Here is a 23,557-nt window from a genome sequence, read left to right on the forward strand (position 1 = left end):
AGGAGGAGCGCATGACAAACGTGGGAGAGGGGAGCGATGGCGGTGAACGGGTACTTGGTTCTCAGCACGGGGGACGTGATGGAAGGAACGTGGATCGGCGCGGCAGTTGAGGCAGAGGGGGAGCTCGTCTTCAACACGGGGATGACCGGCTACCAGGAGGTGCTGACCGATCCCTCCTACGCCGGGCAGATCGTGACCTTTACCTATCCCCTCATTGGAAACTACGGTCTCAACGTGCAGGACGACGAGAGCGCCCGTCCGGCCCTCGCCGGGGTGCTCGTGCAGACGCCGTGTGACGCGCCGAGCCACTTCCGCGCGACGGAGACGCTGTGCGCGCGCCTCGAGCGGTTCGGGATCCCGGGCCTGGCCGACGTTGACACGCGGGCGCTCACCCGGCTGATTCGCCGCCATCGCGTCGTCTATGGCCTCATCACCCGCGATCCGGATCGGGCCAAGGACTGGCAGCCGGGCCCGGTGCGGGGCACGGTGGGGCGGGTGTCGCGGAGGGTGCCGACGACGTGGCCGGGTGACGGCCCGCACGTCGTCGTCATCGACTTCGGGGTGAAGGCGTCGGTCATCGAGGCGCTGCGGGCGCGGGGCTGCCGGGTGACGGCGGTGCCCTATGACACGCCACCGGAGAAGGTTCTCGCCCTGGGGCCCGACGGCCTCCTCTTTTCCAACGGCCCCGGCGACCCGAAGGAGCTCCTGCCGCTCCTCCCCGCATGGCGGCCGGTCGTGGAACGTATTCCCAGCCTGGGCATCTGCCTCGGTCACCTGCTCATCGCCCTTATGTTTGGCGCCGATACGGAGCGCCTTCCCTACGGCCATCGCGGGAACAACCACCCGGTGCGGGAACTGGCCACCGGGCGGGTATGGATCACCGCCCAGAACCACGGCTATGTGGTGCGGGAGGACAGCGTGCCGCGGGAGTTCGTCATCTCCCACCGCAACGTGAACGACGGGTCGGTGGAAGGCCTGTTGCACCGCCACCGGCCGATCCTTACCGTGCAGTTCCACCCGGAAGCCCATCCGGGCCCGGATGACTCCAGCATCCTCTTTGATCGGTTCGTGCAGCTGTGCAAGAGCGTGGGGGCGACGCGCTATGCCTAAGGATCCGACCATCAACAAAGTGCTCGTCATCGGTTCGGGGCCCATCGTCATCGGCCAGGCGGCGGAATTCGACTATGCCGGAACGCAGGCCTGCCTCGCGCTGAAGGAGGAGGGCGTCGAGGTCGTCCTCGTGAACAACAACCCGGCGACGATCATGACCGACGACGAGATGGCCGACCGCATCTACCTCGAGCCGCTCACCGTCGAGCGCGTGGCGGCGATCATCGCGCGGGAGCGGCCCGACGGCCTCCTGCCCACCCTCGGCGGGCAGACCGGCCTCAACCTGGCGGTGAAGCTGGCCGAAGCCGGCGTGTTGGAACGCTACGGGGTGCGCCTGCTGGGTACACCGCTGGAGACGATCCAACGGGGCGAGGACCGTGAGAAGTTCAAGGCCCTGATGGAGGAGCTGGGCGAGCCGGTTCCGGAGAGCACCGTGGCCGAGACGGTGGAGGAGGCCCTGGCCTTTGCCGCGGTGATCGGCTACCCGGTCATCGTCCGGCCGGCGTACACCCTGGGCGGCTCCGGCGGGGGGATCGCCGCCGACGAGGACGAGCTGAAACAGGTGGCCAAACGCGGCCTCGAGGCCAGCCCCATCGGCCAGATCCTCGTTGAAAAGAGCGTCAAGGGCTGGAAGGAAATCGAGTACGAGGTGATGCGCGACGCCGCCGACACGTGCATCATCGTTTGCAACATGGAGAACGTCGACCCCGTCGGCGTGCACACCGGCGACAGTGTCGTCGTTGCTCCGTCACAGACCCTGACGGACCGGCAGTACCAGATGCTGCGCAGCGTGGCGCTGAAGGTGATCCGCGCCCTTGGCGTCGTCGGCGGGTGCAACATCCAGTTCGCCCTTGACCCCCATTCCGATCGCTACTACCTGATCGAGGTCAACCCGCGCGTCAGCCGCTCCAGCGCCCTGGCCTCGAAGGCGACCGGGTACCCGATCGCCCGCATCGCGGCGAAGCTGGCCCTCGGTTACCGCCTCGACGAGGTGCGCAACCCGGTGACCGGCCACACCTATGCCAGCTTTGAGCCGGCCGTCGATTACGTCGTCGTCAAGTGGCCGCGCTGGCCCTTTGACAAGTTTCCCCACGCAGACCGCACCCTCGGTACGCAGATGAAGGCCACCGGCGAGGTGATGGCCATCGACCGCACGATGGAGGGAGCCTTCCTCAAGGCGGTACGCTCGCTGGAAATCGGCGTCGACCACCTGGCGCTGCCCGAGGCGGCGGCCCTCTCCGACGCCGAGCTCGAAGCGGAGATCCGACGCGGCACCGACCGGCGGCTGTTCCTCATCGCCGAGGCCCTGCGGCGCGGCGTCGACGTGGAGACGCTGCATGCGTGGTCGGCGATCGACCGCTTCTTCCTCCGCGCCCTCGAACGCATCGTGGCCATGGAGCGGCAACTGGCCGCATGCGACTGGGCGTCGGTGCCGGCGGAGACACTGAAGGAGGCCAAGCGGCTGGGCTTTTCCGACGCCTATCTGGCGCGGGCCTTCGGCGTGACGCTGGCCGACGTGCGGGCGCGCTGGAAAGCGTGGGGCTGGGCGCCGTCCTACAAGCTGGTCGACACCTGCGCCGCCGAGTTCGACGCCGAGACGCCGTACTATTACGCCACGTGGTGCGGCGTCGACGAGGTGGAGCCGCTCAAAAAGGAGCGGAAGGTGCTCGTCATCGGCTCCGGGCCGATCCGCATCGGCCAGGGCATCGAATTCGACTACTGCGCCGTCCACGCGGCCAAGGCCCTGAAGAAGATGGGCGTCGGCGCCGTGGTGATCAACAACAACCCCGAGACGGTGTCGACCGACTTCGAGACAGCCGATCAGCTGTACTTCGACCCGCTCACCGTGGAAGACGTGCTGAACGTGGCCGAAAAGGAAGGCGTCGACGGCGTCCTTGTCCAGTTTGGCGGGCAGACGGCGATCAACCTGGCGGCGAAGCTGGAAGCCCACGGGCTCAAGGTGTACGGCACGCCGGTGGAAGCCATCCGCCGCACGGAGGACCGCGAGGCCTTTTATGCCCTGCTGCGCGAGCTCGACATCCCGCACATTCCCGGTACCGGCGTGATGAGCGAGGAGGAGGCCGTCGCCGCGGCCCGACGCATCGGCTATCCCGTCCTCATCCGTCCGTCCTACGTCATCGGCGGGCGCGGCATGGCCGTCCTCGCCGACGAGGGGGAACTAATGCGATACCTGGCGGAAACCCGTCTCGCCGCCCTTGACCGTTCGCTCTTCCCTCTGCTCATCGACCGTTACGTGACGGGTGCCGAGGTGGAGGTGGACGCCGTTAGCGACGGGGAAACCGTGATCATCCCCGGCATCTTCCGCCACGTGGAGCGCGCCGGAGTGCACTCCGGCGACAGCTATGCCGTCTTTCCCGCGCCGGACCTCTCGGCATCGGTGACGGCCCGCCTGGTCGACTACACCGTGCGCATTGCCCGTGCCATCGGCGCCGTGGGGCTCCTCAACATCCAGTTCGTCGTGTGCGGCGACGACGTGTACGTACTGGAGGTGAACCCGCGCGCCTCGCGGACAGTGCCCATCGTCAGCAAGGTGACAGGCGTGCCGATGGTGGCCCTGGCCACGCAGGTCCAGCTTGGACGGACGCTGCCCGAGCTGAGCTATCCGCAGACGGGGTTGCTGGAATCACCGGGCTTCTATGCCGTGAAGGCGCCGGTTTTCTCCACGGTAAAGCTGGCCGGCGTGGACCCGGCAGTGGGGCCGGAGATGCAGTCGACCGGGGAAGGGATCGGCCTGGGGACAACGGTGGAAGAAGCCCTGTGGAACGCCCTGGCGTGGAAGGAGGGCGGCGTCAGGCGGCTTGGCGCCGGCGACGCCGTGCTGGTGGCGCTGGCCGACCGCGACAAGGCGGCTTTCCTCCCGTTGGCCGCGAAGCTGGCCGCGCGGGGTGTGAAGCTGGTGGCGACCCCCGGCACGGCGCGCTTCCTCCACCAAGACGGCTGGCCGGTGGCCCGCGCCGTCGACGCGCGGGAGGGGGCGGCGCTCCTGCGCGACGGAGCCGTGACATGCGCGCTGATCACGCCGACGCGCGGGCGGCGGCCGGAGACCGACGGTTTTCGCTTGCGCACGCAGGCGCTGCTTGCGGGTGTTCCCCTGTTCACCTGCGTGGACACCTTTGCCGCATACCTCGAGGCCATGGACACGGCCGTATCGCCACCGCGCGCCCTCGCGGCATACCGTGGCGCCCGCGCGGTGGTGCAAGGGGCGACGAACAAGGAGGGGATGCGACCATGAACCTTCCGGCAGCACATCCGAGCGAGCCCGCCAAGTCGATCGCCGAGGGGCTGAAAGGACGCGACTTCCTGGCCTTGGCCGACATTACGGCGGCCGAGCTGGCCTATCTCCTCGACCTGGCCGTCCGGCTCAAGGTCCTGCAGAAGGAAGGAGGCCAGTATGCGCCTCTCGCCGGCAAGACCCTGGCCATGATCTTCGAAAAGCCCTCGACGCGGACGCGGGTCTCCTTTGAGGTCGGGATGACCCAGCTCGGCGGCCAGGCCCTGTTCCTCAGCCGGAATGACCTGCAGCTGGGGCGGGGCGAGACGATCGCCGACACGGCACGGGTGCTGTCACGCTATGTCGACGCGATCATGATCCGCGCTTACTCCCACCAGCAGGTGGTGGAGCTGGCCCGCGCGGCGACGGTGCCGGTGATCAACGGGCTGACCGACTTTGCGCATCCCTGCCAGGCGCTGGCCGACCTGCTCACACTGCGGGAGGCGTTCGGCCGCCTGGAGGGGCTCAAGCTGGCCTACGTCGGCGACGGCAACAATGTCGCCCACTCGCTCATCGTCGGCGCGGCCAAGATGGGCCTCCACGTGGCCGTGGCCACGCCGGAGGGGTACGCGCCCCATCCGGCGGTGATGGAGACGGCCCGCGAATGCGCGCAGGTGTCGGGCGGCTCGGTGACATGGACCACGGATCCGGTCGAGGCCGTTTCCGGAGCCCATGCCGTCTACACCGACGTGTGGGCCAGCATGGGCCAAGAGGAGGAGGCCGAGGCGCGCAAGGCGGTTTTCGCGCCGTACCAGGTGAACGCCGGTCTGATGGCCAAGGCCGATCCGCAAGCGGTATTCCTGCACTGCCTGCCGGCCCACCGCGGCGAAGAGGTGACCGACGAGGTGATCGACGGCCCGCAGTCGGTCGTCTTCGACCAGGCCGAAAACCGGCTTCACGTCCAGAAGGCGATCCTCGTGGCGCTGCTCGGGGCATAAGGAAGGACGGCGCCGCAGGTTTCGCGCGTGGCGCCACCGGAGAGGTACCGCCGACGAGACGCGGCGGTCACGGACACGTTCGGCGTTACCGGTTTGAAGCGGCGAATTTTTTGGGCGAAGCGTGAATAAATATGCTATCATAAGCAAAAACATGCGCATGCAACCAACGGGGCGTGTCAGCACAAGGGAGAGGGGTGCAGGAGATGGGAAATCCGAAAGTGGTGCTCGCCTATTCTGGAGGACTTGACACCTCCGTGGCGATTAAGTGGCTGAAGGAAACCTACGGCTACGATGTGGTGGCGGTGGCCCTCGATTTGGGCGAAGGAAAGGACCTCGACTTCGTGCGGGAAAAGGCGCTCAAGATCGGCGCCGTGGCCTCGTACGTAGTCGACGCGCGGGAGGTTTTTGCCGAGGAGTACATCCTGCCCGCGTTAAAGGCCAACGCCCTGTATGAGGGCAAGTACCCGCTGGCGACGGCCCTCGGCCGCCCGTTGATTGCCAAGACCCTTGTCGAAATTGCCGAAAAGGAAGGGGCGGTGGCCGTGGCCCACGGGTGCACGGGCAAGGGCAACGACCAGGTGCGCTTTGACGTCTCGGTGGCGGCCCTCAATCCGGCGCTGAAGGTGGTGGCCCCGGTGCGCGAGTGGGCGATGAGCCGGGAAGAGGAGATTGCCTACGCCGAGAAGCATGGCATCCCCGTGCCGGTGGGCAAGGAAAACCCCTTCAGCATCGACCAGAACCTGTGGGGCCGCAGCTGCGAGGCCGGTGTGCTGGAGGACCCGTGGACGGAGCCGCCGGAAGCGGCCTATGAATGGACGAAACCTCTCGCCGAGACGCCGGATGAACCGGAATACGTGGAGATCGCGTTTGAGCAGGGCAAGCCGGTGGCCGTGAACGGCGAGTCCAAGCCGCTGCACGTGCTGATTGCCGAGCTGAACGCCCTCGCCGGGAAGCACGGCGTGGGACGGATCGACCACATCGAGAACCGCCTCGTCGGCATCAAGTCACGCGAGGTGTACGAAGCGCCGGCGGCGACGGTGCTGATCAAGGCCCACCAGGAGCTGGAGGCGCTCACGCTGCCGCGCGAGGTGGCCCAATTCAAACCGCTCATCGAGCACCGGTTCACCCAGGTGGTGTATGAGGGGCTGTGGTACTCGCCGCTGCGCGAGGCGCTCCAGGCGTTTATCGAGGAGACGCAGAAGACGGTCACCGGTACGGTGCGTGTCAAGCTGCACAAGGGACACGCCGTCGTCGTCGGTCGCCGTTCGCCGCATTCCCTCTACTCCCTTGAGCTGGCCACCTACGATACCGGCGACCGGTTCGACCACAAGGCGGCCGTCGGGTTTATCCACCTGTGGGGCCTGCCGACGCGCACCTTTGCCCAGGTGAACGGGGTGAAGACGGGCACGCCGGTGACGGAGGCGGCACCGGTCTCCGGTGCGTCGCGTGAGGAAGGTGTCCGCGCATGAAGCTGTGGGGCGGACGGTTCACGAAAGAGACAGATGCGCAGGTGGAGGCGTATACCGCCTCCATCTTCTTCGATCGGGAGCTGTACCGCGAGGACATCCTCGGCAGCCTGGCCCACGTGACGATGCTCGGCCGCTGCGGCATCCTCCCGCCGGAGGACGTGGAAGCGATCAAGGCGGGGCTGAAGAAGGTGCGCGAGAAACTGGAGCGGGGCGAGGCCACCTTTTCCGTGGCGCACGAGGACGTGCACCTGAACATCGAGAAGCTGCTCATCGACGAGATCGGCCCCGTCGGCGGCAAGCTGCACACCGGCCGCAGCCGCAACGATCAGGTGGCCCTGGACATGCGGCTGTATTTGCGCGCACGGGTGGTGGAGCTGGTGCGCGGTCTGGCCAACCTGCAGGAGGCGCTGTTGGAGAAGGCCAAGGCCCACCCGGATGTGGTGATGCCCGGCTACACCCACCTGCAGCGGGCCCAGCCCATCCTGTTCGCCCATCACCTGCTGGCCTATGCGGCCATGTTCCAGCGCGACATCGAGCGGCTTATCGATGGGTGGAAGCGGATCAATGTGCTGCCCCTTGGCGCCGGCGCCCTGGCCGGAACCACGTTCCCCATCGACCGGCGCTACGTGGCCGAGCTCCTGCGCTTTGACGATGTGGCTCCCAACAGCCTCGACGCCGTCAGCGACCGTGACTTCGTCGTCGAGTTTCTGGCCGCCGCGGCACTGGTGATGACCCACCTGTCGCGCCTATGCGAGGAACTGGTGTTGTGGACAAGCGCCGAGTTTTCCTTCGTCGAGCTGGACGATGCCTACTGCACCGGCTCGTCGATTATGCCGCAGAAGAAGAACCCCGATGTGGCCGAGCTCGTCCGCGGCAAGACGGGGCGCGTCTACGGGCACCTCATTGGCCTGCTCACGGTGCTCAAGGGACTGCCCCTGGCGTACAACAAGGATTTGCAGGAAGACAAGGAAGGGATGTTCGACACGGTCCGGACGCTCCAGGGAGCCCTCGCCCTGATGGCCCCGATGATCGCCACGATGAAGGTGAATGCGGCGCGGATGGCCGAGGCGGTGCGTCAGGACTTCTCCAACGCCACCGACCTGGCCGACTACCTCGTGCGGAAAGGCATGCCCTTCCGCCAGGCCCATGAGGTGGTGGGCCGGACGGTGCTGTATTGCCTCCGGCAGGGCAAGTACCTGCTGGATCTCACCCTCGATGAGTTTCGCCAGTTCTGCGACCGCATCGATGCCGACGTGTACGAAGCCCTGGCTGTCGAGCGTGTCGTGGCCGCGCGCAACTCGCTGGGCGGCACGGCACCGGAGCAGGTGCGGTGGCAGCTCGGCCTGTTTGAGGAGAAGCTGGCCGCCACGCGCGCGTGGGTGGAGGAGAAGGAGAAGCAGATTGCGGTGGAGCTGTAGCCGGCGGGCCCGGGCGTGCCGGAGGGCATGCCCGGGCCGTCCCTTTGCATTTGCGTGAAACCTTTGTCCTCGCGAATGTCGACGCGCGGGTCGAATGGAGCACGGGTACGGCACGGATCCCCTACCTGAAAACCCTTCCTTCGGATCTGCACAGCGCGTTTCTCGCCCGCTACCGGAAACGGCTGCGGACGCGCTTTCCGGAAACGCCGGTCTTCTACGGGTTCAAACGGGTGCTCCTGGCGGCAACACATCCGTGACCCGCAGGGTGCGGAACCGGAAAGAGGGAGAGCGGGGGCATTAAAATCGATAAAATGGAAGCAGAATGGCCTTCGCGGGGCGAAGGGGGAGACGAAGATGTGCGGACGCTTCCTGCTGCAGACGGATCCGAAGACACTCCGGGAGCGGTTCGATGCGGCGGTGCCAGAGGAACTGGCGCCGCGGTACAACATCGCGCCGGGGCAGCCGGTTCTGGTAATCGTCCATGATGGGAAGCGGCGACGGGCCGGGTTTGTGCGGTGGGGACTCGTTCCGCCGTGGGCCGAGGCGCCGACGGCCCGTCACCAGCTGATTAACGCCCGCGCAGAGACAGCGGCGGAAAAGCCGGCGTTTCGCCGCGCGTTTTTGACGCGCCGGTGCCTGATCGTGGCCGACGGCTACTACGAGTGGTCGGCAGAAGGCGGGCGCAAGCAGCCGTACTGCGTGCGGCGCCGCGACGGACAGCCCTTTGCCTTTGCCGGGCTGTGGGAGAAGTGGCAGGGGGCCGACGGGACGACCTATACCGGCTGCGCCATCTTGACCACGCGGGCCAACGCCCTCACCGCGCCGGTCCATCCGCGCATGCCGGTGATTCTCCCGCCGGAAGGGGAAGCGCTGTGGCTGGATCGCACGGTGGCCGATGTGGAACGGCTGCAGGACTTGCTCCGTCCCTATCCGTCGGAGGAACTCGTGTGCTACCCCGTGAGCACGCGCGTCAACAACGCGCGCTACGACGCACCAGACTGCGCTGCGCCGCTTCCTGCGCCCGACGGGACGGCGCGTCCGGTGGCGGCGGACGCCGGAGAACCCGCGAACGATCCCTTGCCATAGAAGCAGCAGGCGGCGGGCGACTTGCGAAACCGGCGTGGCTTCGGCACACTGAAGGTAGAGCGTCCAGGGAGGTGGGTGCCGATGCCCAAGCGGGCCCTTGTCGTGGTGGATATGGTGAAGGACTTCGTCCTCGATGAGGGCAAGCTGACATGCGGGAAACCGGCCCAGGCCATCATCCCGTTCATCGTCGACAAGGTGCGCCAGTTCCAGGCCGCCGGTGACCTCGTCGTGTTCGCCATGGACAACCATCGAGAAGACGACCCGGAATTCACGACAAACGGCGGGCCGTTTCCGCCCCATTGCATTGCCGGGACGGAAGGCGCGGAGCTGGTAGACGAGCTGGAGGCGCTGGTGCACCCCGACGACCTGCAGACGATCAAGCTGCCGAAACAACGCTACAGTGCCTTCTACAACACGGGACTGGAGTACATCCTGAAGCAGGCGGGGGTTGAGGAGCTGCACGTCGTCGGTGTCTGCACCCACATCTGCGTCCAGCAGACGGTGGCCGACGCCTGGTACCGGCAGATCCCGACGGTGGTGTACCGCGACGGCGTGGCCAGCTTTGACGACACCACCCACGAGCAGGGCTTGCGGTACATGCGTGACATCCTGGCGGCCCGAATTCTGTAATCCGTTCAGGAATGATGTGGGGGAGCAGGGATTCCTTTTTTGTCCTTTCTATGTAATAATTTTACACTAAATACTTAATAAAACTAAATTGTAAAGGATTTTTTCACACAAATTTCATCAACTTGGGGTCAACTGTTCAGAATTGAGATGGTATAATCAATTTCGGTGTCAATCGCGCGCCGGCGAGCCTTTTCGTCTTTTTTCGAAGTCGCCGACGTTCGGCCGTGAAGAAGAGGAAGCGACGCGCAACGTGTCGAGAAAACGAAATCGGTCGTCGGCGAACTCTGCGCGAAGGTGGGATCGGCCTTGATCGAGATGATCGACGTGTGGAAGACCTATCCTAACGGCACCCACGCCCTTCGCGGGATCACGGTCCGGATCAAGAAAGGGGAATTCGTCTACGTTGTCGGGCCCAGCGGCGCCGGCAAGTCGACGTTCATCAAGCTGATGTACCGAGAAGAGCGGCCGACCAAAGGCCAAATTTTTGTCAACGGCATCAACCTGGAAGCGCTGCGGGAGCGCCGCATCCCGTACCTGCGGCGGAACATCGGGGTTGTGTTCCAGGATTTCAAGCTGCTTCCCAAGTTGACGGTGCACGAAAACGTGGCCTTTGCCATGGAAGTGGTGGAGGCTCCCAGCAAGCAGATTCGGCAGCGGGTTAAGGAAGTGCTGGAGTTGGTGAAACTTTCGCACAAGGCCGACGTGTACCCGGATGAGCTTTCGGGCGGCGAGCAGCAGCGCGTGGCCATTGCCCGCGCCCTCGTCAACCGTCCCAGCGTGCTCCTTGCCGATGAGCCGACAGGGAATCTGGACCCCGAAACGTCGTGGGGCATTATGCACCTGTTGGAGGAAATCAACAATCGTGGCACGACGGTGGTGATGGCCACGCACAACCGCGAAATCGTGAACACGATGCGCAAACGGGTGATTGCCATCGAAAACGGAGAAATCGTGCGCGATGAACAGCGGGGGGAATACGGCTATGAAACTTAGAACCTTCCGCCGTCATCTGCGCGAAGGGGTCAAGAACATCGGCCGCAACGGCTGGATGACCTTCGCCTCGGTCAGCGCGGTGGCCGTCACCCTGTTTCTGCTCGGCGTTTTTCTCATCCTGGCAATGAACGTCAACCATTTCATGGCGCACGTGGAAAGCCAGGTGGAAATCAAGGTCTACCTCACGCCCGACGCCAAGCCGGAGCAGGTGAAGGCGGTGGAAATGGCGTTGCGTAACCAGTCGGGCATCAAGTCGGTCGTGTATGTCTCCAAGGATCAGGGGATGGAGGAACTGAAAAAGCGCCTAGGGGACAAAGCGGAGCTGCTGGAAGGGTTGGAAAAACAGAACCCCTTGCAGGACCGCTTCGACGTGAAAACCTATGATCCGCACCAGACACCGCAGGTGGCCGAGAAGATTCGCCAGATTCCCCACGTGGATGAGGTACAATACGGCAAGGGATGGGTGGAAAAATTCTTTGATTTCACACGCATGGTGCGCAATGTCGGGCTGGTGTTCATTGTCGGCCTGGCGTTTACGGCCATGTTCCTCATCTCGAACACGATCAAAATTACCATTTTTGCGCGCCGGCGCGAGATCGAGATTATGAAACTGGTGGGCGCCACCAACTGGTTCATTCGCTGGCCCTTCTTCATCGAGGGCATGCTTCTGGGGTTCCTGGGCGCCCTGCTGCCCATCGCCGTGCTGTGGGTGGGGTATCACGCGCTTCTCGACATGGTGCGGCAAGACTTGTCGCTCTTCTTCCTCGATTTGTTACCCGTCACACCACTGATGGCACAGGTTTCCCTGTTGCTCGTGGTCATCGGCATGCTGATTGGGATGTGGGGCAGCCTGATTTCGATGCGTCGCTTCCTGAAGGTATAGGAGACGGAAAACGCCACACCCGAAACGCACGCGGAGAAACACACACCAACGTGTCGGGAGGGGGAACACGGGATGCGCAAAGCATGGGGGTCCGCCGTGCTTGCGGCGGCGGTGATGGCGGCGACGCTGTTCCCGCAGCTGGGCGGGGCCGAAAGTCAGGTCAGCAAGCTCAAACGCGAGATCGCCCGCATTCGCGAGGAGCAGAAGGCGGCGGCGCAGCGGGCACAGCAGGCGGATCGACAGCTTCAGCACATCCACGCGCAACAACAGCAACTTCGTCGCGACATCATGTACCTCGACCTGAAGGTGGAAGAAGTCCAGTCGCGCATTGCGAAGCTGGAACGGGAGATTGCCGGAAAGGAAGCCGAATTAAACCGGACCGCGCGGCAACTGGAAGAGGCGGAACGGCGCGTTGCCGAACGGGACAAGCTTCTCCGCACCCGGTTGCGCCTGATGTATCAAAACAGCGATGTTTCGTACTTGGAAGTGCTGTTTAGCGCGGAGAGTTTTGCCGACTTTCTCGATCGCCTGCGCTCGCTGACGCTGATTGCCGAGCAGGATGCCAAGCTGCTGGAAGAGCAGAAGCGCGACCGCGATGCCATCGCCGCGCTAAAGACGAAGTTGGAAGGCGACCTGAAAAAGCTCAGCGCGCTCGTTGCCGAAGTGGAGCGGGAAAAGGCCCAACTGGTGGCCGTCCGGCAGGAAAAGCAAAAGACGGTGCACATGCTGCAGAAAAAGGAAGAGGAAATCGCGGAAATCAAGGAAGAGGAGGAGCAACTGGCGCTTCAGCGCGCCGCCGAGTACTTGGCCAAGAAACGGGAGCTGGAGCGGCTGCTTGAACAGCAGCAACCCAAGCGCAGCCGGTCCTCGGGTGGATCGGGCGCTTCGGGCGGATCGGGCCATAGCCCCGTCTACACAGGCGGCGGAGCGTTGGCCTGGCCGGTGCCGTCGGCCCACAGCATTTCGTCGGGGTTTGGCTATCGCGTGCATCCGATTACGGGGAACCGGAGCCTGCACAACGGTATCGACATCCCGGCATCGGAAGGGACGCCGATTGTGGCCGCGGCAGACGGCGAGGTGATCGTCGCGGAGTACATGCGCGGCTACGGCAACACCGTGATCATCGACCACGGCGGTGGCCTGTGGACGCTGTACGGCCACATCAAGGAAGGCGGCATTCTCGTCAGCGTGGGACAGCATGTGCGGCGCGGGCAGAAGATCGCGTTGGTCGGTTCGACCGGGCGTTCCACGGGTCCGCACTTGCATTTTACGGTGTACAAGAACCAGCAGGCGGTCAATCCGATGAACTACTTGCGATAAGCGCAGCGTAAACCGGATCCGCAGCGCGCCAAACCGCATGTGGTAAGGCGAGGGTAACGGGCATAGAGATGGGAAGCGAGGGGGCGGAAACGGGAAGGGGGTGAGCGGCGTGAGGTGGAATGGCCGAACGGTGGTGGCACTGGTGCTGGGTACCGCCGTGTTGTCGAGCACCCTGACGCTGGTGGCCGTTGACGGCGTGCAGGCGGTGACGCGCCTGTTTTCCTCCCCGAACGATGAGGCGAACCTCTTGACGCTGTCGGGTGTGGGACAAGCGTCGTCAAGCGGGGACGGGCTGCCATCCTCCTTTGGCAAGGTCGTGCAAACCTATCGCCTCATCCAGCGCCACTACCTCGAGCCGGTGGCGGACGAAAAGCTGGTGAACGGCGCCATCGAGGGGATGCTGGAGGCCCTGGACGATCCGTACACGTCCTATCTGGATGAGGAGGCGGCCCAACATTTGGAGGATGCCGTCGAGGGTTCCTTTGAGGGTATCGGGGCGGAAGTGAAAATGGAAAACGGGCGGGTGACCGTCGTCGCACCGATTAAGGGCTCGCCGGCGGAAAAGGCTGGGCTTCGCCCGAACGACCAGATCATCCGCGTGAACGGCGAGAGCCTCGAGGGGCTGTCGCTCATGGAAGCTGTCCTGAAGATCCGCGGCCCCAAGGGGACGCCCGCACACCTGGAGATCATCCGGCCGGGGGTTTCGCAACCTCTCAAGCTGGTGATCATCCGCGACGAGATTCCCATCGAGACGGTTCATGCCGGGATTCTTAAGAAGCGGGGCATCCCGTTCGGCCGCATCGAGATCACCCAATTCTCCACCGGAACCAGCAAGCGGTTTGCGGAAGAGCTGAAGCGGTTGGAAGAGGCGGGCATCAAGGGGCTGGTGATCGATCTGCGTGGCAATCCGGGCGGCCTCTTGGAAGCCGTGCTGGATATGGCCAAGCAGATCGTTCCGAACCACGGCGTGATCCTGCACATCGAACAGCGCGGTGGACAGCGCGAGACGTACCGGTCTACCTTGGACGGCCGCAAACCCTATCCCGTTGTTGTCCTGGTGGACGAGGGCAGCGCCAGTGCGGCGGAGATTTTCGCCGCGGCGCTCAAGGAGTCGGGCGGGTACACGGTGGTCGGAAAACCTAGCTTTGGCAAGGGCACCGTCCAGCAAACGGTGGACCTTGTCGACAAGAGCACGGTCAAGCTCACCGTAGCCAAGTGGCTGACGCCCAAGGGCCATTGGATCAACAAGAAGGGGGTACAGCCCGACATCGTCGTCGACCAGCCGGCCTACTTCAAGGCCGTACCGCTGCCGAGGGATCGTGCGTTGCGCTATGACATGAACAACATCGAGGTCCACAACCTGCAGGTGATGCTCCAGGGGATTGGCTATCCGCCTGGGCGCACCGACGGGTACTTTGATGCGCAGACAGAACGCGCCGTGAAGGCTTTCCAGCGTGTGCATGGGCTGCCGGTTACCGGCGTGGTTGACGCCGAGACGGCGACGCGCATCGAGGATGAGCTGCGCAAGCGCATTGAGAACCCCGAAAACGACGTACAGCTGCAAACGGCGCTGCAGGTACTGGTGAAACAGGTCGACTCATAACGCCTTTCCGCCGCGCCCGCGGTCGCTGTCGACCGTCGGGCCCTTCCCGGCTGTCCGCTTTGGCCCACCGCGAGAGCAGGAACGGATGGGCGCGTTGTCGAAAAGGGACACCACGGCAGGGACCGTGGTGTTTTTTTCGCGGCAAGGGGGGCGAATCATGAACGGGGCACTGCAGCCTTGGCTGGCGATGGGGAAGGAATGGTTGCGCGTCGCTGTTCATCCGGCGACCTTTGTCTTCGTGGCGTTGCTCGCGGCATTTTACGCCCGGCAGGTGGCGTTGGAACGGCGGCTCTTTTTTGTCCGTCTTCGCAGCGTGTGGCGGGAGACGCTCCATTCCGTCCTGATGGGTGCCGGGGGCGGGCTGGCGGCTTCCGCGCTTCTCGTAGGGCTGGGCGTGGTTGTTCATCCGCACACCCTGGCGGTCCTGTGGGGCGTGGCGCTGGTGCTGGCGATCGCGCGCTTTCGCTATCTGTGCCTGGCGTACGCGGGGGGGATCGTTGGCACTGCCGCGTCGGTGGCGCAGCTGGCTCCGTCCGCTTTCGCCATCCCCCCGCTGGCACCCCTGGGGCGCTTTCTCCTGCAGGTGGACGTTCCTTCCCTCGCTGCGCTGGTGGCGATCTTGCATCTGGTGGAAAGCGTCCTGGTCTTCCTGCACGGCGGGAACCGGGCCACCCCGCTGTTTCTGCGGAGCCCGCGGGGCAAGCTCGTTGGCGGCTACGCGTTGCAGCGGCTGTGGCTGCTGCCGCTCATCGTGGTCGTGCCGGCCGCGGGCGGCGGGGGAGGCGGACCGGGATGGTGGCCGTTGTTTGGCAGCGGTGCGACAAGCTGGACCGTGGCGGGCTTGCCGGCACTGATCGGCTACAGCGACGTGGCGCTTACCCGCACGGCGCAGGAAAAGGCGCGGCATGCTGCGGGATGGCTGCTCGCGTACAGCCTCATCCTGTTGGCGCTCGCCGGTTGGGCACGCGTGTGGCTACCGGCCGCGCTTCTGGCGTCCACCTTTGCGGCGGTCGGTCACGAAGCCCTCATCCGTTTCGGACGGTGGCAGGAGCGGGGACGGCCCGCCCTTTTCCAGCACGGCGCGGAAGGCCTGTGCGTGCTGGCAGTGCTCCCGGGGAGCCCGGCTGAAGCGATGGGAATTGTGCCCGGCGACCGCCTCCGGCGCGTCAACGGGGTGGAGGTGCGCACGCGGCTGGATTTGCACGCGGCACTGAGCCGCAACCGGGCCCATTGCCGGCTGGAGGTGCTTGACCAAAACGGCGAGGTGCGCCTGGTGCAGCGCACGGTGTACGCCACCGATCACCATCAGCTGGGCATTGTGCTCGCTCCCGACGAGGATGCCCCGTACTACGTCGAGGTGGAGGATACCGGGCTTTTCGGCTTGCGCGGCCGCACGGGGATGCAGGCGTCGCGCCGTTCCCCGGTTGGATCGCGGGCGGAAGTGGCCGACGGCGCCCGGGAACCTTCCGAGACGGCGTCGTCGTGAACGGTGTCGCGCGTTTCGCAGGTTGGGGAACCTCCCTCCGGGGGGTAAAATGGGTGTGGAACCATACGGGAGGAGGCGATGGGGGATGTGGAAGAACCTGCTGGCCCGCTTGGGTGTGGGCGGAGCGTCCGTCGACTTGCAGCTCGATCGGGACGCGTTCCGCGTCGGGGAAGAGGTGACGGGCAAGATCGTCATTTCCGGCGGGACGGTGGCGCAGAAGGTCAACGACTTGACCGTCAGCCTGGTGATGGAGGTGCGCGTGCACAACCGCCTTGCCACGCGAACGGTTCACCGCATCCCGGTGTTGCACCAGGTGACGGTGCCGCCGCAGCCGCATCGGGAAGAAGTGCCCTTTTCCTTTGTGCTGCCGGCCAATTTGGCCATCAGCTCTTCTTCGGTGCGCTACGGGTTTCGCACCCAATTGGACGTCGATTTTGCGGTGGATCCGAAGGATTTCGACCCCATTACCGTGCTGCCCGATAAGCCAACGGAGCGTTTGTTCCGCGCCATCGAACAGCTGGGCTTCCGGCGCAAGGCCGAGTGGGGCAAGCTGACGGCCTATGGCCAGGAATTTGAATATTTCTCGGCCAATCCCCAGCTCCCGATCAAGGAATGGGAGTTTCTCCTGCGCAAGACTGCCGACACGTTCTACCTGCTGTCGGAAGTGGAGTGGGTGCGGGGCGGCTGGCTGGCGCGGGAAGCGGAGCGGAAACTGGAGATCGCCGTTCCGGTCCGCCTCCTCGAGGAGGGGCAGGAGCAGGCGCTGGTGGCTCATCTAAAGGAAACGCTGGAGCGGGTGCTGGCCGATCCGCACCATGCACCGCAGATCCCCCTGCACTCGTGGCACCTTGGCCAATCGCCGGGGCATCCGGGCCACTGGCACGGGCGGCACGCCCATGGTCACGTGCCCGGCACCGGAATCGGCCCGTTTGCCGCGGGGATGGTGGGCGGCTTTTTGCTCGCCGAACTGCTCGACGAATTGGGTGATGCCGTCGAAGCGGCCGGGGATATGCTCGACGGCGACATGTTTGACGGTGACGATGGCGATTGGCTGTGATTTCGAGTTAGATTTAGTAAAAATAGCAGCGACCGGGCGGTGGTGAAGTATCCCGCCCGGTTTTATATTAGGTTTTCTCTTGGATTTGTATTTGATTTTTGGTGCGGGTGAAATATAATTTAAGTATACATAAGTTTGCGATATATTTCGTATCAAATAAAGTTTAGCCATTCTAGAAAGGAGAGCTCATGATGGTGAAGAAAATAGCCTTGTTTAACCACAAAGGAGGAGTTAGTAAGACGACTACTGCATTTAATCTAGGGTGGATGATGGCTTCTCTTGGCAAAAGGGTTATTTTAGTAGATGCTGATCCGCAATGTAATTTAACTGGTTTGGTGTTAGGCTATAAAGGTCCGTATGAACTGGAAAAATTTTATGAAATCGACTCCAAAAACAATATAAGGGACGGTTTAGCGCCAGCATTTGAATCAAGGCCTGGTCAAGAAATTGAACCTATTGAATGTATTCCTATTTCAGGTATAGATGGATTATTTTTGTTACCAGGTCACATTGCGCTAGCTGAATATGAAGTTACATTAGGAATTGCTCAAGAATTATCGGGATCGATTCAAACTTTGCAAAATTTACCGGGATCTATTTCCTATTTATTAAACGTTACAGCTAAAAAGTACAACGCAGATTATGTAATAATAGACATGAATCCTAGTTTAAGTTCAATAAACCAAAATTTGCTTATGACATCTGATTATTTTATTGTACCTGCTAATACTGACTTTTTCTCAGTAATGGCTATTAATTCTCTAGTGAAAGTTATTCCTATTTGGCATGAATGGGCTAAAAGAGCACATTCGCACTTTAAAAATGCAAGTTATGCATTCCCAGACATCACTCCCAAGTTCTTGGGTACAATAATCCAAAAGTACCGACCAAGAAAAAATGCTCCAGCAAAAGCTTTTCAAAAATGGATTGATGAGATAGGGGAAACTGTATCTAACAAGTTAGTAAAAGTTTTGTCTCAATGCGATATGTTACTACCAGGTGATTATTACTCTTTGGATTACACCTTGTCTACTATACCTGATTTTAACAGTTTGATTGCAATCTCTCAAGAGAAACAAACGCCAGTATTCGCATTAACAGATGAACAAGTAGCTCAAACCGGAAAGGTACTTGAAAATACCAAGGAAAACATCAAGAAATTTAAAGAAATATTCCTTGATATGGCTAATAAAGTTATTGAGTTAACAACAATGGAAGTAAAAATGTAAATTTTGTTGGAATTAGCGTGTAGACGATGTACCTAATAAGGTACTCGGTCTACACGTTTTTTAACGAACTTCTATAAAAAATAATACCTGAACATTATGGTATAATACTTTAGATGCAATCAAATTCTTGTCCGTGCGGAAAGGAGGAAGCGCAGTGGAGCGGCCGTTCCAGCTCGTGTCCGAGTTCAAGCCCATGGGCGACCAGCCGGAGGCGATCCGCCAGCTTGTGGAGGGAATCCGGCGCGGCGAGAAGCACCAGGTCCTTCTCGGGGCCACGGGAACGGGGAAGACCTTCACCATGGCCAACGTGATCGCCCAGGTGCAGAAGCCGACGCTGGTGATCGCCCACAATAAAACCCTCGCCGCCCAGCTGTGCAGCGAGTTCAAGGAGTTCTTTCCGCACAATGCTGTGGAATATTTTGTTAGCTACTACGACTACTACCAGCCGGAGGCCTACGTCCCGCAGACGGACACGTACATCGAGAAGGACGCGTCCATCAACGACGAGATCGACAAGCTTCGCCACTCGGCCACCAGCGCCCTCTTCGAGCGGCGCGACGTGATCATCGTGGCCAGCGTGTCGTGCATCTACGGGTTGGGCGACCCGCGGGAGTACCGTGACCTCGTCGTCAGCCTGCGCGTAGGCATGGAGAAGAGCCGCGACGAGGTGCTGCGCCGGCTGGTGGACATCCAATACCAGCGCAACGACCTCAACTTCACCCGCGGCACCTTCCGCGTGCGCGGCGACGTGGTGGAGATCTTCCCCGCCTCGCGGACGGAGCAGGCCGTGCGGGTGGAGTTTTTCGGCGACGAGATCGACCGCATCACCGAGATCGACGTTCTCACCGGCGAGGTGCTCGCCGAACGGGAGCACGTGGCCATCTTCCCGGCGTCGCACTACGTGACGAGCCAGGCCACGCTCCAGCGGGCCCTTGTCAGCATCGAGCAGGAGCTGGAGGAGCGGCTGGCCGAGCTGCGCGCCCAGGGGAAGCTCTTGGAGGCCCAGCGTCTCGAGCAGCGCACGCGCTACGATCTGGAGATGCTGCGCGAGATGGGCTACTGCTCGGGCATCGAGAACTACTCCCGCCACCTGACGGGCCGCGCGCCGGGCGAGCCGCCGTACACCCTGCTCGACTACTTCCCGGATGATTACCTGATCATCATCGACGAGTCCCACGTCACCATTCCCCAGCTGCGGGCGATGTACAACGGCGACCGCTCGCGGAAGGAGACGCTGATCGAGTACGGGTTCCGGCTGCCCTCGGCGGCCGACAACCGCCCGCTCAAATTTGAGGAGTTCGAGCAGAAGGTCAACCAGATCATCTACGTGTCGGCCACGCCGGGGCCCTACGAGCTGGAGAAGGCACCGTATGTGGTGGAACAGGTGATCCGCCCGACGGGCCTGGTCGACCCGACCATCGACGTGCGGCCGACGAAGGGGCAGATCGACGACCTGATCGGGGAGATTCGCCAGCGGGTGGCGAAGAACGAGCGGGTGCTCATCACCACCCTGACGAAGAAGATGGCCGAGGACCTGACCGACTACCTGCGCGAGGTGGGCATTAAGGTCAAGTACATGCATTCGGAGATCAAGACCATCGAGCGGATGCAGCTTATCCGCGACCTGCGCCTCGGCGTCTTCGACGTGCTGGTGGGCATCAACCTCCTGCGCGAGGGGCTGGACATCCCCGAGGTGTCCCTTGTCATCATCCTTGATGCCGACAAGGAGGGTTTCCTGCGCTCGGAAACGGCTCTTATCCAGACCATCGGCCGCGCGGCGCGCAATGCCAACGGCCACGTCATCCTGTACGCCGACCGCATGACGGAGGCGATGCGGCGGGCCATTGCCGAGACGGAGCGGCGCCGCAAGAAGCAGATTGCCTACAACAAGGCCCATGGCATCACGCCGCAGACGGTGCGGAAGGCCGTGCGCGACATCATCCAGGCTACGCACGCGGCGGAGGCGACAGCCGACTACCTGCCGGAGAAAGAATATGCGCGCATGACGAAGCGGGAGAAACAGGCGCTGATCCAGCGCCTGGAAAAGGAGATGAAGGAGGCGGCGCGCCGGCTCGAGTTCGAGCGGGCCGCCGAGCTCCGCGACCTGCTGCTGGAACTGAAGGCGGACTTGGCCACGGAATCGAGGCGAGAGAAGCGATGACCCAGGAGTACATCGTTGTCAAGGGTGCCCGCGTGCACAATCTGAAAAACATCGATGTCACCATTCCCCGCAACAAGCTGGTCGTCATCACCGGGCTGTCGGGGTCGGGCAAGTCGTCGCTGGCCTTCGACACCATCTACGCCGAGGGACAGCGCCGCTACGTGGAATCGCTGTCGGCGTACGCCCGCCAGTTCCTCGGCCTGATGGAGAAGCCCGACGTCGACGCCATCGAGGGGTTGTCGCCGGCCATTTCCATTGACCAGAAGACGACGAGCCGCAACCCCCGCTCCACCGTGGGCACGGTGACGGAGATCTACGACTACCTGCGCCTCCTGTACGCCCGCATCGGCAAGGCCCACTGTCCGGTCCATGGCGTCGAGATCACCGCCCAGACCGTCGAGCAGATGGTGGACCGCCTGCTGGCCTACCCGGAGCGGACGCGGATGCAGATCCTCGCGCCCCTCGTGCGCGGGCGCAAAGGGGAGCACGCCAAGCTCCTGGAAGCGGTGCGCAAGCAGGGGTTTGTGCGTGTGCGCGTCGACGGTGAGGTGCGCGACCTGGGTGAGCCGATCCACCTGGAGAAAAACAAGAAGCACACCATTGAGGTGGTTGTCGACCGCATCGTGATCAAGGAGGGCATCCGGTCGCGTCTGGCCGACTCCCTCGAGACGGCCCTCAAGCTGGCCGAGGGGCAGGTGGTCGTCGACGTCGTCGGGCAGGAGGAACTGTTCTTCAGTGAGAACCTGGCCTGTCCAGAATGCGGGTTCAGCCTGGGCGAGCTGGAGCCGCGCCTCTTTTCCTTCAACAGCCCCTATGGGGCCTGCCCGGCCTGTGACGGCCTGGGGGTAAAGCAGGAGGTGGACGTCGACCTGGTCATCCCTGACCCGTCGAAGACGCTGGCCGAGGGGGCCATTGACCCGTGGGCTGGGTCGTCGTCGACGTACTACCCGCAACTCTTGGCCGCGGCGTGCGCTCACTTTGGCATCCCGATGGATGTGCCGGTGCGCGACCTTCCGCCTGAGCAGCTGAACCTTCTTCTGCACGGAGCGCCGGGCGAGCTGATCCGCTTCCGCTACGAGAACGAGTTCGGGCAGGTGAAGGAGGCGGCCATCCCCTTTGAGGGGGTAATCCCGAACATCGCCCGCCGCTACCGGGACACGACGTCGGAGCACGTGCGCGAGATGCTGGAGGCGTACATGGCCCAGAAACCGTGCCCGGCGTGCGGCGGCGCGCGCCTGAAGCCGGAGAGCCTGGCCGTTACCGTCGGCGGGAAAACCATCGCCGAGGTGACGAACCTGTCCGTCGCCGAGGCGCGGGACTTCTTCCGCAACCTCACGCTGACGGAGAAGGAGAGGAGGATCGCCCGCCTCATCCTGAAGGAGATCGACGCCCGCCTGAGCTTCCTCGTCGACGTCGGCCTCGACTACCTGACGCTCAGCCGCGCTGCCGGCACCCTGTCTGGCGGGGAGGCGCAGCGCATCCGCCTGGCCACGCAGATCGGCTCGCGCCTCACCGGGGTGACCTACGTGCTGGACGAGCCGAGCATCGGGCTGCACCAGCGGGACAATGCCAAACTGATCCGCACCCTGGAGAAGATGCGCGACCTGGGCAACACGCTGATCGTCGTCGAGCACGACGAGGACACCATGCTGGCTGCCGACTACCTGATCGACATCGGGCCGGGGGCGGGGGCCCACGGCGGGCAGGTGGTGGCGGCGGGCACGCCGGAAGAGGTGATGCGCCACCCCACCTCCCTCACCGGCCAGTACCTCAGCGGGCGCAAGTTCATCCCCGTGCCCGAGGCGCGGCGGGCGGGCAACGGAAAGGCCGTGGTTGTGCGCGGGGCCAAGGCGCACAACCTTAAGAACATCGACGTGCGCATCCCCCTTGGCCTGTTCGTGTGCGTGACCGGTGTCTCCGGGTCGGGCAAGAGCACCCTGATCAATGACATCCTGTACAAGGCCCTGGCCCGCGAGCTGCACCGGGCCAAGGAGAAACCGGAGGCCCACGATCGGATCGAGGGACTGGAACATCTTGACAAGGTGATCAACATCGACCAGTCGCCGATCGGCCGCACGCCGCGCTCCAACCCGGCCACCTACACCGGCGTGTTTGACGACATTCGCGAGGTGTTTGCCCAGACGCCCGAGGCGCGGGTGCGCGGGTACACGAAGGGGCGCTTCAGCTTCAACGTCAAGGGCGGCCGCTGCGAGGCGTGCAAGGGCGACGGGATCATCAAGATCGAGATGCACTTCTTGCCCGACGTCTACGTACCCTGTGATGTGTGCAAGGGCAAGCGCTACAACCGCGAGACGCTGGAGATCACCTACAAGGGTAAGACCATCGCCGACGTGCTGGAGATGACAGTGGAGGAGGCACTGGAGTTCTTCCGCAACATCCCGCGCATCCAGCGCAAGCTCCAAACCCTCTACGACGTCGGCCTGGGGTACATGAAGCTGGGCCAGCCGGCGACAACGCTGTCCGGCGGCGAGGCGCAGCGGGTGAAGCTGGCTGCCGAGCTGTACCGGCGCAGCAACGGGCGGACGCTGTACATCCTCGACGAGCCGACGACGGGGCTGCACGTGGATGACGTGGCCCGCTTGCTGAAGGTGCTTCATCGCCTGGTGGACAACGGCGACACCGTGGTGGTGATCGAGCACAACCTCGACGTGATCAAGACGGCCGACTGGATCATCGACCTCGGTCCGGAGGGCGGCGACCGCGGCGGGCAGGTCGTCGCCGAGGGGACGCCGGAGGCCATCAGTGCAGTGGCGGAATCGTACACCGGGCAGTTTCTCAAGCCGATCCTGGAGCGCGACCGGCGTCGAATGCAGGCGCGGGAGGCAGCCGAAGAGACGGCGGCCACGCGCTAGGGACGAGGG

The 23,557-nt window shown here is 63.3% G+C and carries 17 protein-coding genes; all 17 read left to right on the top strand.

Annotated features, from left to right (window positions below; genetic code table 11):
• Nucleotides 1-36: 36 nt before the first annotated feature.
• Nucleotides 37-1,110 (top strand): carbamoyl phosphate synthase small subunit, encoded by a 1,074-nt coding sequence (locus ACYQ0Z_RS05470; RefSeq protein WP_459865287.1) that lies wholly within the window; start codon nucleotides 37-39, stop codon nucleotides 1,108-1,110.
• Nucleotides 1,103-4,363: a carbamoyl-phosphate synthase (glutamine-hydrolyzing) large subunit gene (gene carB / locus ACYQ0Z_RS05475; RefSeq protein WP_459865289.1), complete on the top strand. Its 3,261-nt coding sequence runs from the start codon at nucleotides 1,103-1,105 to the stop codon at nucleotides 4,361-4,363. The genes ACYQ0Z_RS05470 and carB overlap by 8 nt, the downstream gene beginning before the upstream one ends.
• Nucleotides 4,360-5,340 (top strand): ornithine carbamoyltransferase, encoded by a 981-nt coding sequence (argF, locus tag ACYQ0Z_RS05480; RefSeq protein ID WP_459865291.1) that lies wholly within the window; start codon nucleotides 4,360-4,362, stop codon nucleotides 5,338-5,340. The genes carB and argF overlap by 4 nt, the downstream gene beginning before the upstream one ends.
• Before the next feature lie 203 nt (nucleotides 5,341-5,543).
• The gene (locus ACYQ0Z_RS05485) at nucleotides 5,544-6,809 is read left to right on the top strand and encodes an argininosuccinate synthase (protein ID WP_459865293.1); all 1,266 of its coding nucleotides are present in this window, start codon (nucleotides 5,544-5,546) and stop codon (nucleotides 6,807-6,809) included.
• Nucleotides 6,806-8,227, top strand: coding sequence for an argininosuccinate lyase (gene argH, locus ACYQ0Z_RS05490; RefSeq protein WP_459865295.1), 1,422 nt, complete (start codon nucleotides 6,806-6,808; stop codon nucleotides 8,225-8,227). The genes ACYQ0Z_RS05485 and argH overlap by 4 nt, the downstream gene beginning before the upstream one ends.
• A 44-nt stretch (nucleotides 8,228-8,271) precedes the next feature.
• Nucleotides 8,272-8,484, top strand: a complete 213-nt coding sequence (locus ACYQ0Z_RS05495; protein ID WP_459865297.1) for a hypothetical protein — start codon at nucleotides 8,272-8,274, stop codon at nucleotides 8,482-8,484.
• A 97-nt stretch (nucleotides 8,485-8,581) separates the two neighbouring features.
• Nucleotides 8,582-9,313 (top strand): SOS response-associated peptidase, encoded by a 732-nt coding sequence (locus tag ACYQ0Z_RS05500; RefSeq protein WP_459865299.1) that lies wholly within the window; start codon nucleotides 8,582-8,584, stop codon nucleotides 9,311-9,313.
• Nucleotides 9,314-9,394: 81 nt separating this feature from the next.
• The gene (locus ACYQ0Z_RS05505; RefSeq protein ID WP_459865301.1) at nucleotides 9,395-9,943 is read left to right on the top strand and encodes a cysteine hydrolase family protein; all 549 of its coding nucleotides are present in this window, start codon (nucleotides 9,395-9,397) and stop codon (nucleotides 9,941-9,943) included.
• A 306-nt stretch (nucleotides 9,944-10,249) separates the two neighbouring features.
• Entirely contained in the window at nucleotides 10,250-10,936 is a 687-nt protein-coding gene (ftsE, locus tag ACYQ0Z_RS05510) for a cell division ATP-binding protein FtsE (RefSeq protein ID WP_459865303.1), read from the top strand.
• Nucleotides 10,926-11,819, top strand: a complete 894-nt coding sequence (gene ftsX, locus ACYQ0Z_RS05515; RefSeq protein ID WP_459865305.1) for a permease-like cell division protein FtsX — start codon at nucleotides 10,926-10,928, stop codon at nucleotides 11,817-11,819. The genes ftsE and ftsX overlap by 11 nt, the downstream gene beginning before the upstream one ends.
• A 72-nt stretch (nucleotides 11,820-11,891) precedes the next feature.
• Nucleotides 11,892-13,139 (top strand): murein hydrolase activator EnvC family protein, encoded by a 1,248-nt coding sequence (locus ACYQ0Z_RS05520; protein WP_459865307.1) that lies wholly within the window; start codon nucleotides 11,892-11,894, stop codon nucleotides 13,137-13,139.
• Nucleotides 13,140-13,248: 109 nt separating this feature from the next.
• Nucleotides 13,249-14,742: a S41 family peptidase gene (locus tag ACYQ0Z_RS05525; protein ID WP_459865309.1), complete on the top strand. Its 1,494-nt coding sequence runs from the start codon at nucleotides 13,249-13,251 to the stop codon at nucleotides 14,740-14,742.
• Between the two features lie 157 nt (nucleotides 14,743-14,899).
• Complete coding sequence (locus ACYQ0Z_RS05530; RefSeq protein ID WP_459865311.1) at nucleotides 14,900-16,228, top strand: PDZ domain-containing protein; 1,329 nt, start codon at nucleotides 14,900-14,902, stop codon at nucleotides 16,226-16,228.
• A gap of 85 nt (nucleotides 16,229-16,313) precedes the next feature.
• On the top strand, nucleotides 16,314-17,285 hold the full coding sequence (locus ACYQ0Z_RS05535; protein ID WP_459865313.1) for a sporulation protein: 972 nt from the start codon (nucleotides 16,314-16,316) through the stop codon (nucleotides 17,283-17,285).
• 191 nt (nucleotides 17,286-17,476) lie between these two features.
• Nucleotides 17,477-18,514 carry a ParA family protein gene (locus tag ACYQ0Z_RS05540; protein WP_459865315.1) on the top strand — a complete coding sequence of 346 codons (1,038 nt, stop codon included), beginning with the start codon at nucleotides 17,477-17,479 and terminating at the stop codon, nucleotides 18,512-18,514.
• A gap of 154 nt (nucleotides 18,515-18,668) precedes the next feature.
• The gene (gene uvrB / locus ACYQ0Z_RS05545) at nucleotides 18,669-20,675 is read left to right on the top strand and encodes an excinuclease ABC subunit UvrB (RefSeq protein ID WP_459865317.1); all 2,007 of its coding nucleotides are present in this window, start codon (nucleotides 18,669-18,671) and stop codon (nucleotides 20,673-20,675) included.
• On the top strand, nucleotides 20,672-23,548 hold the full coding sequence (gene uvrA / locus ACYQ0Z_RS05550; protein ID WP_459865319.1) for an excinuclease ABC subunit UvrA: 2,877 nt from the start codon (nucleotides 20,672-20,674) through the stop codon (nucleotides 23,546-23,548). Before uvrB ends, uvrA begins: the two co-directional genes overlap by 4 nt.
• Nucleotides 23,549-23,557 lie beyond the last annotated feature (9 nt).

It is taken from the genome of Calditerricola yamamurae (genome assembly GCF_054654135.1).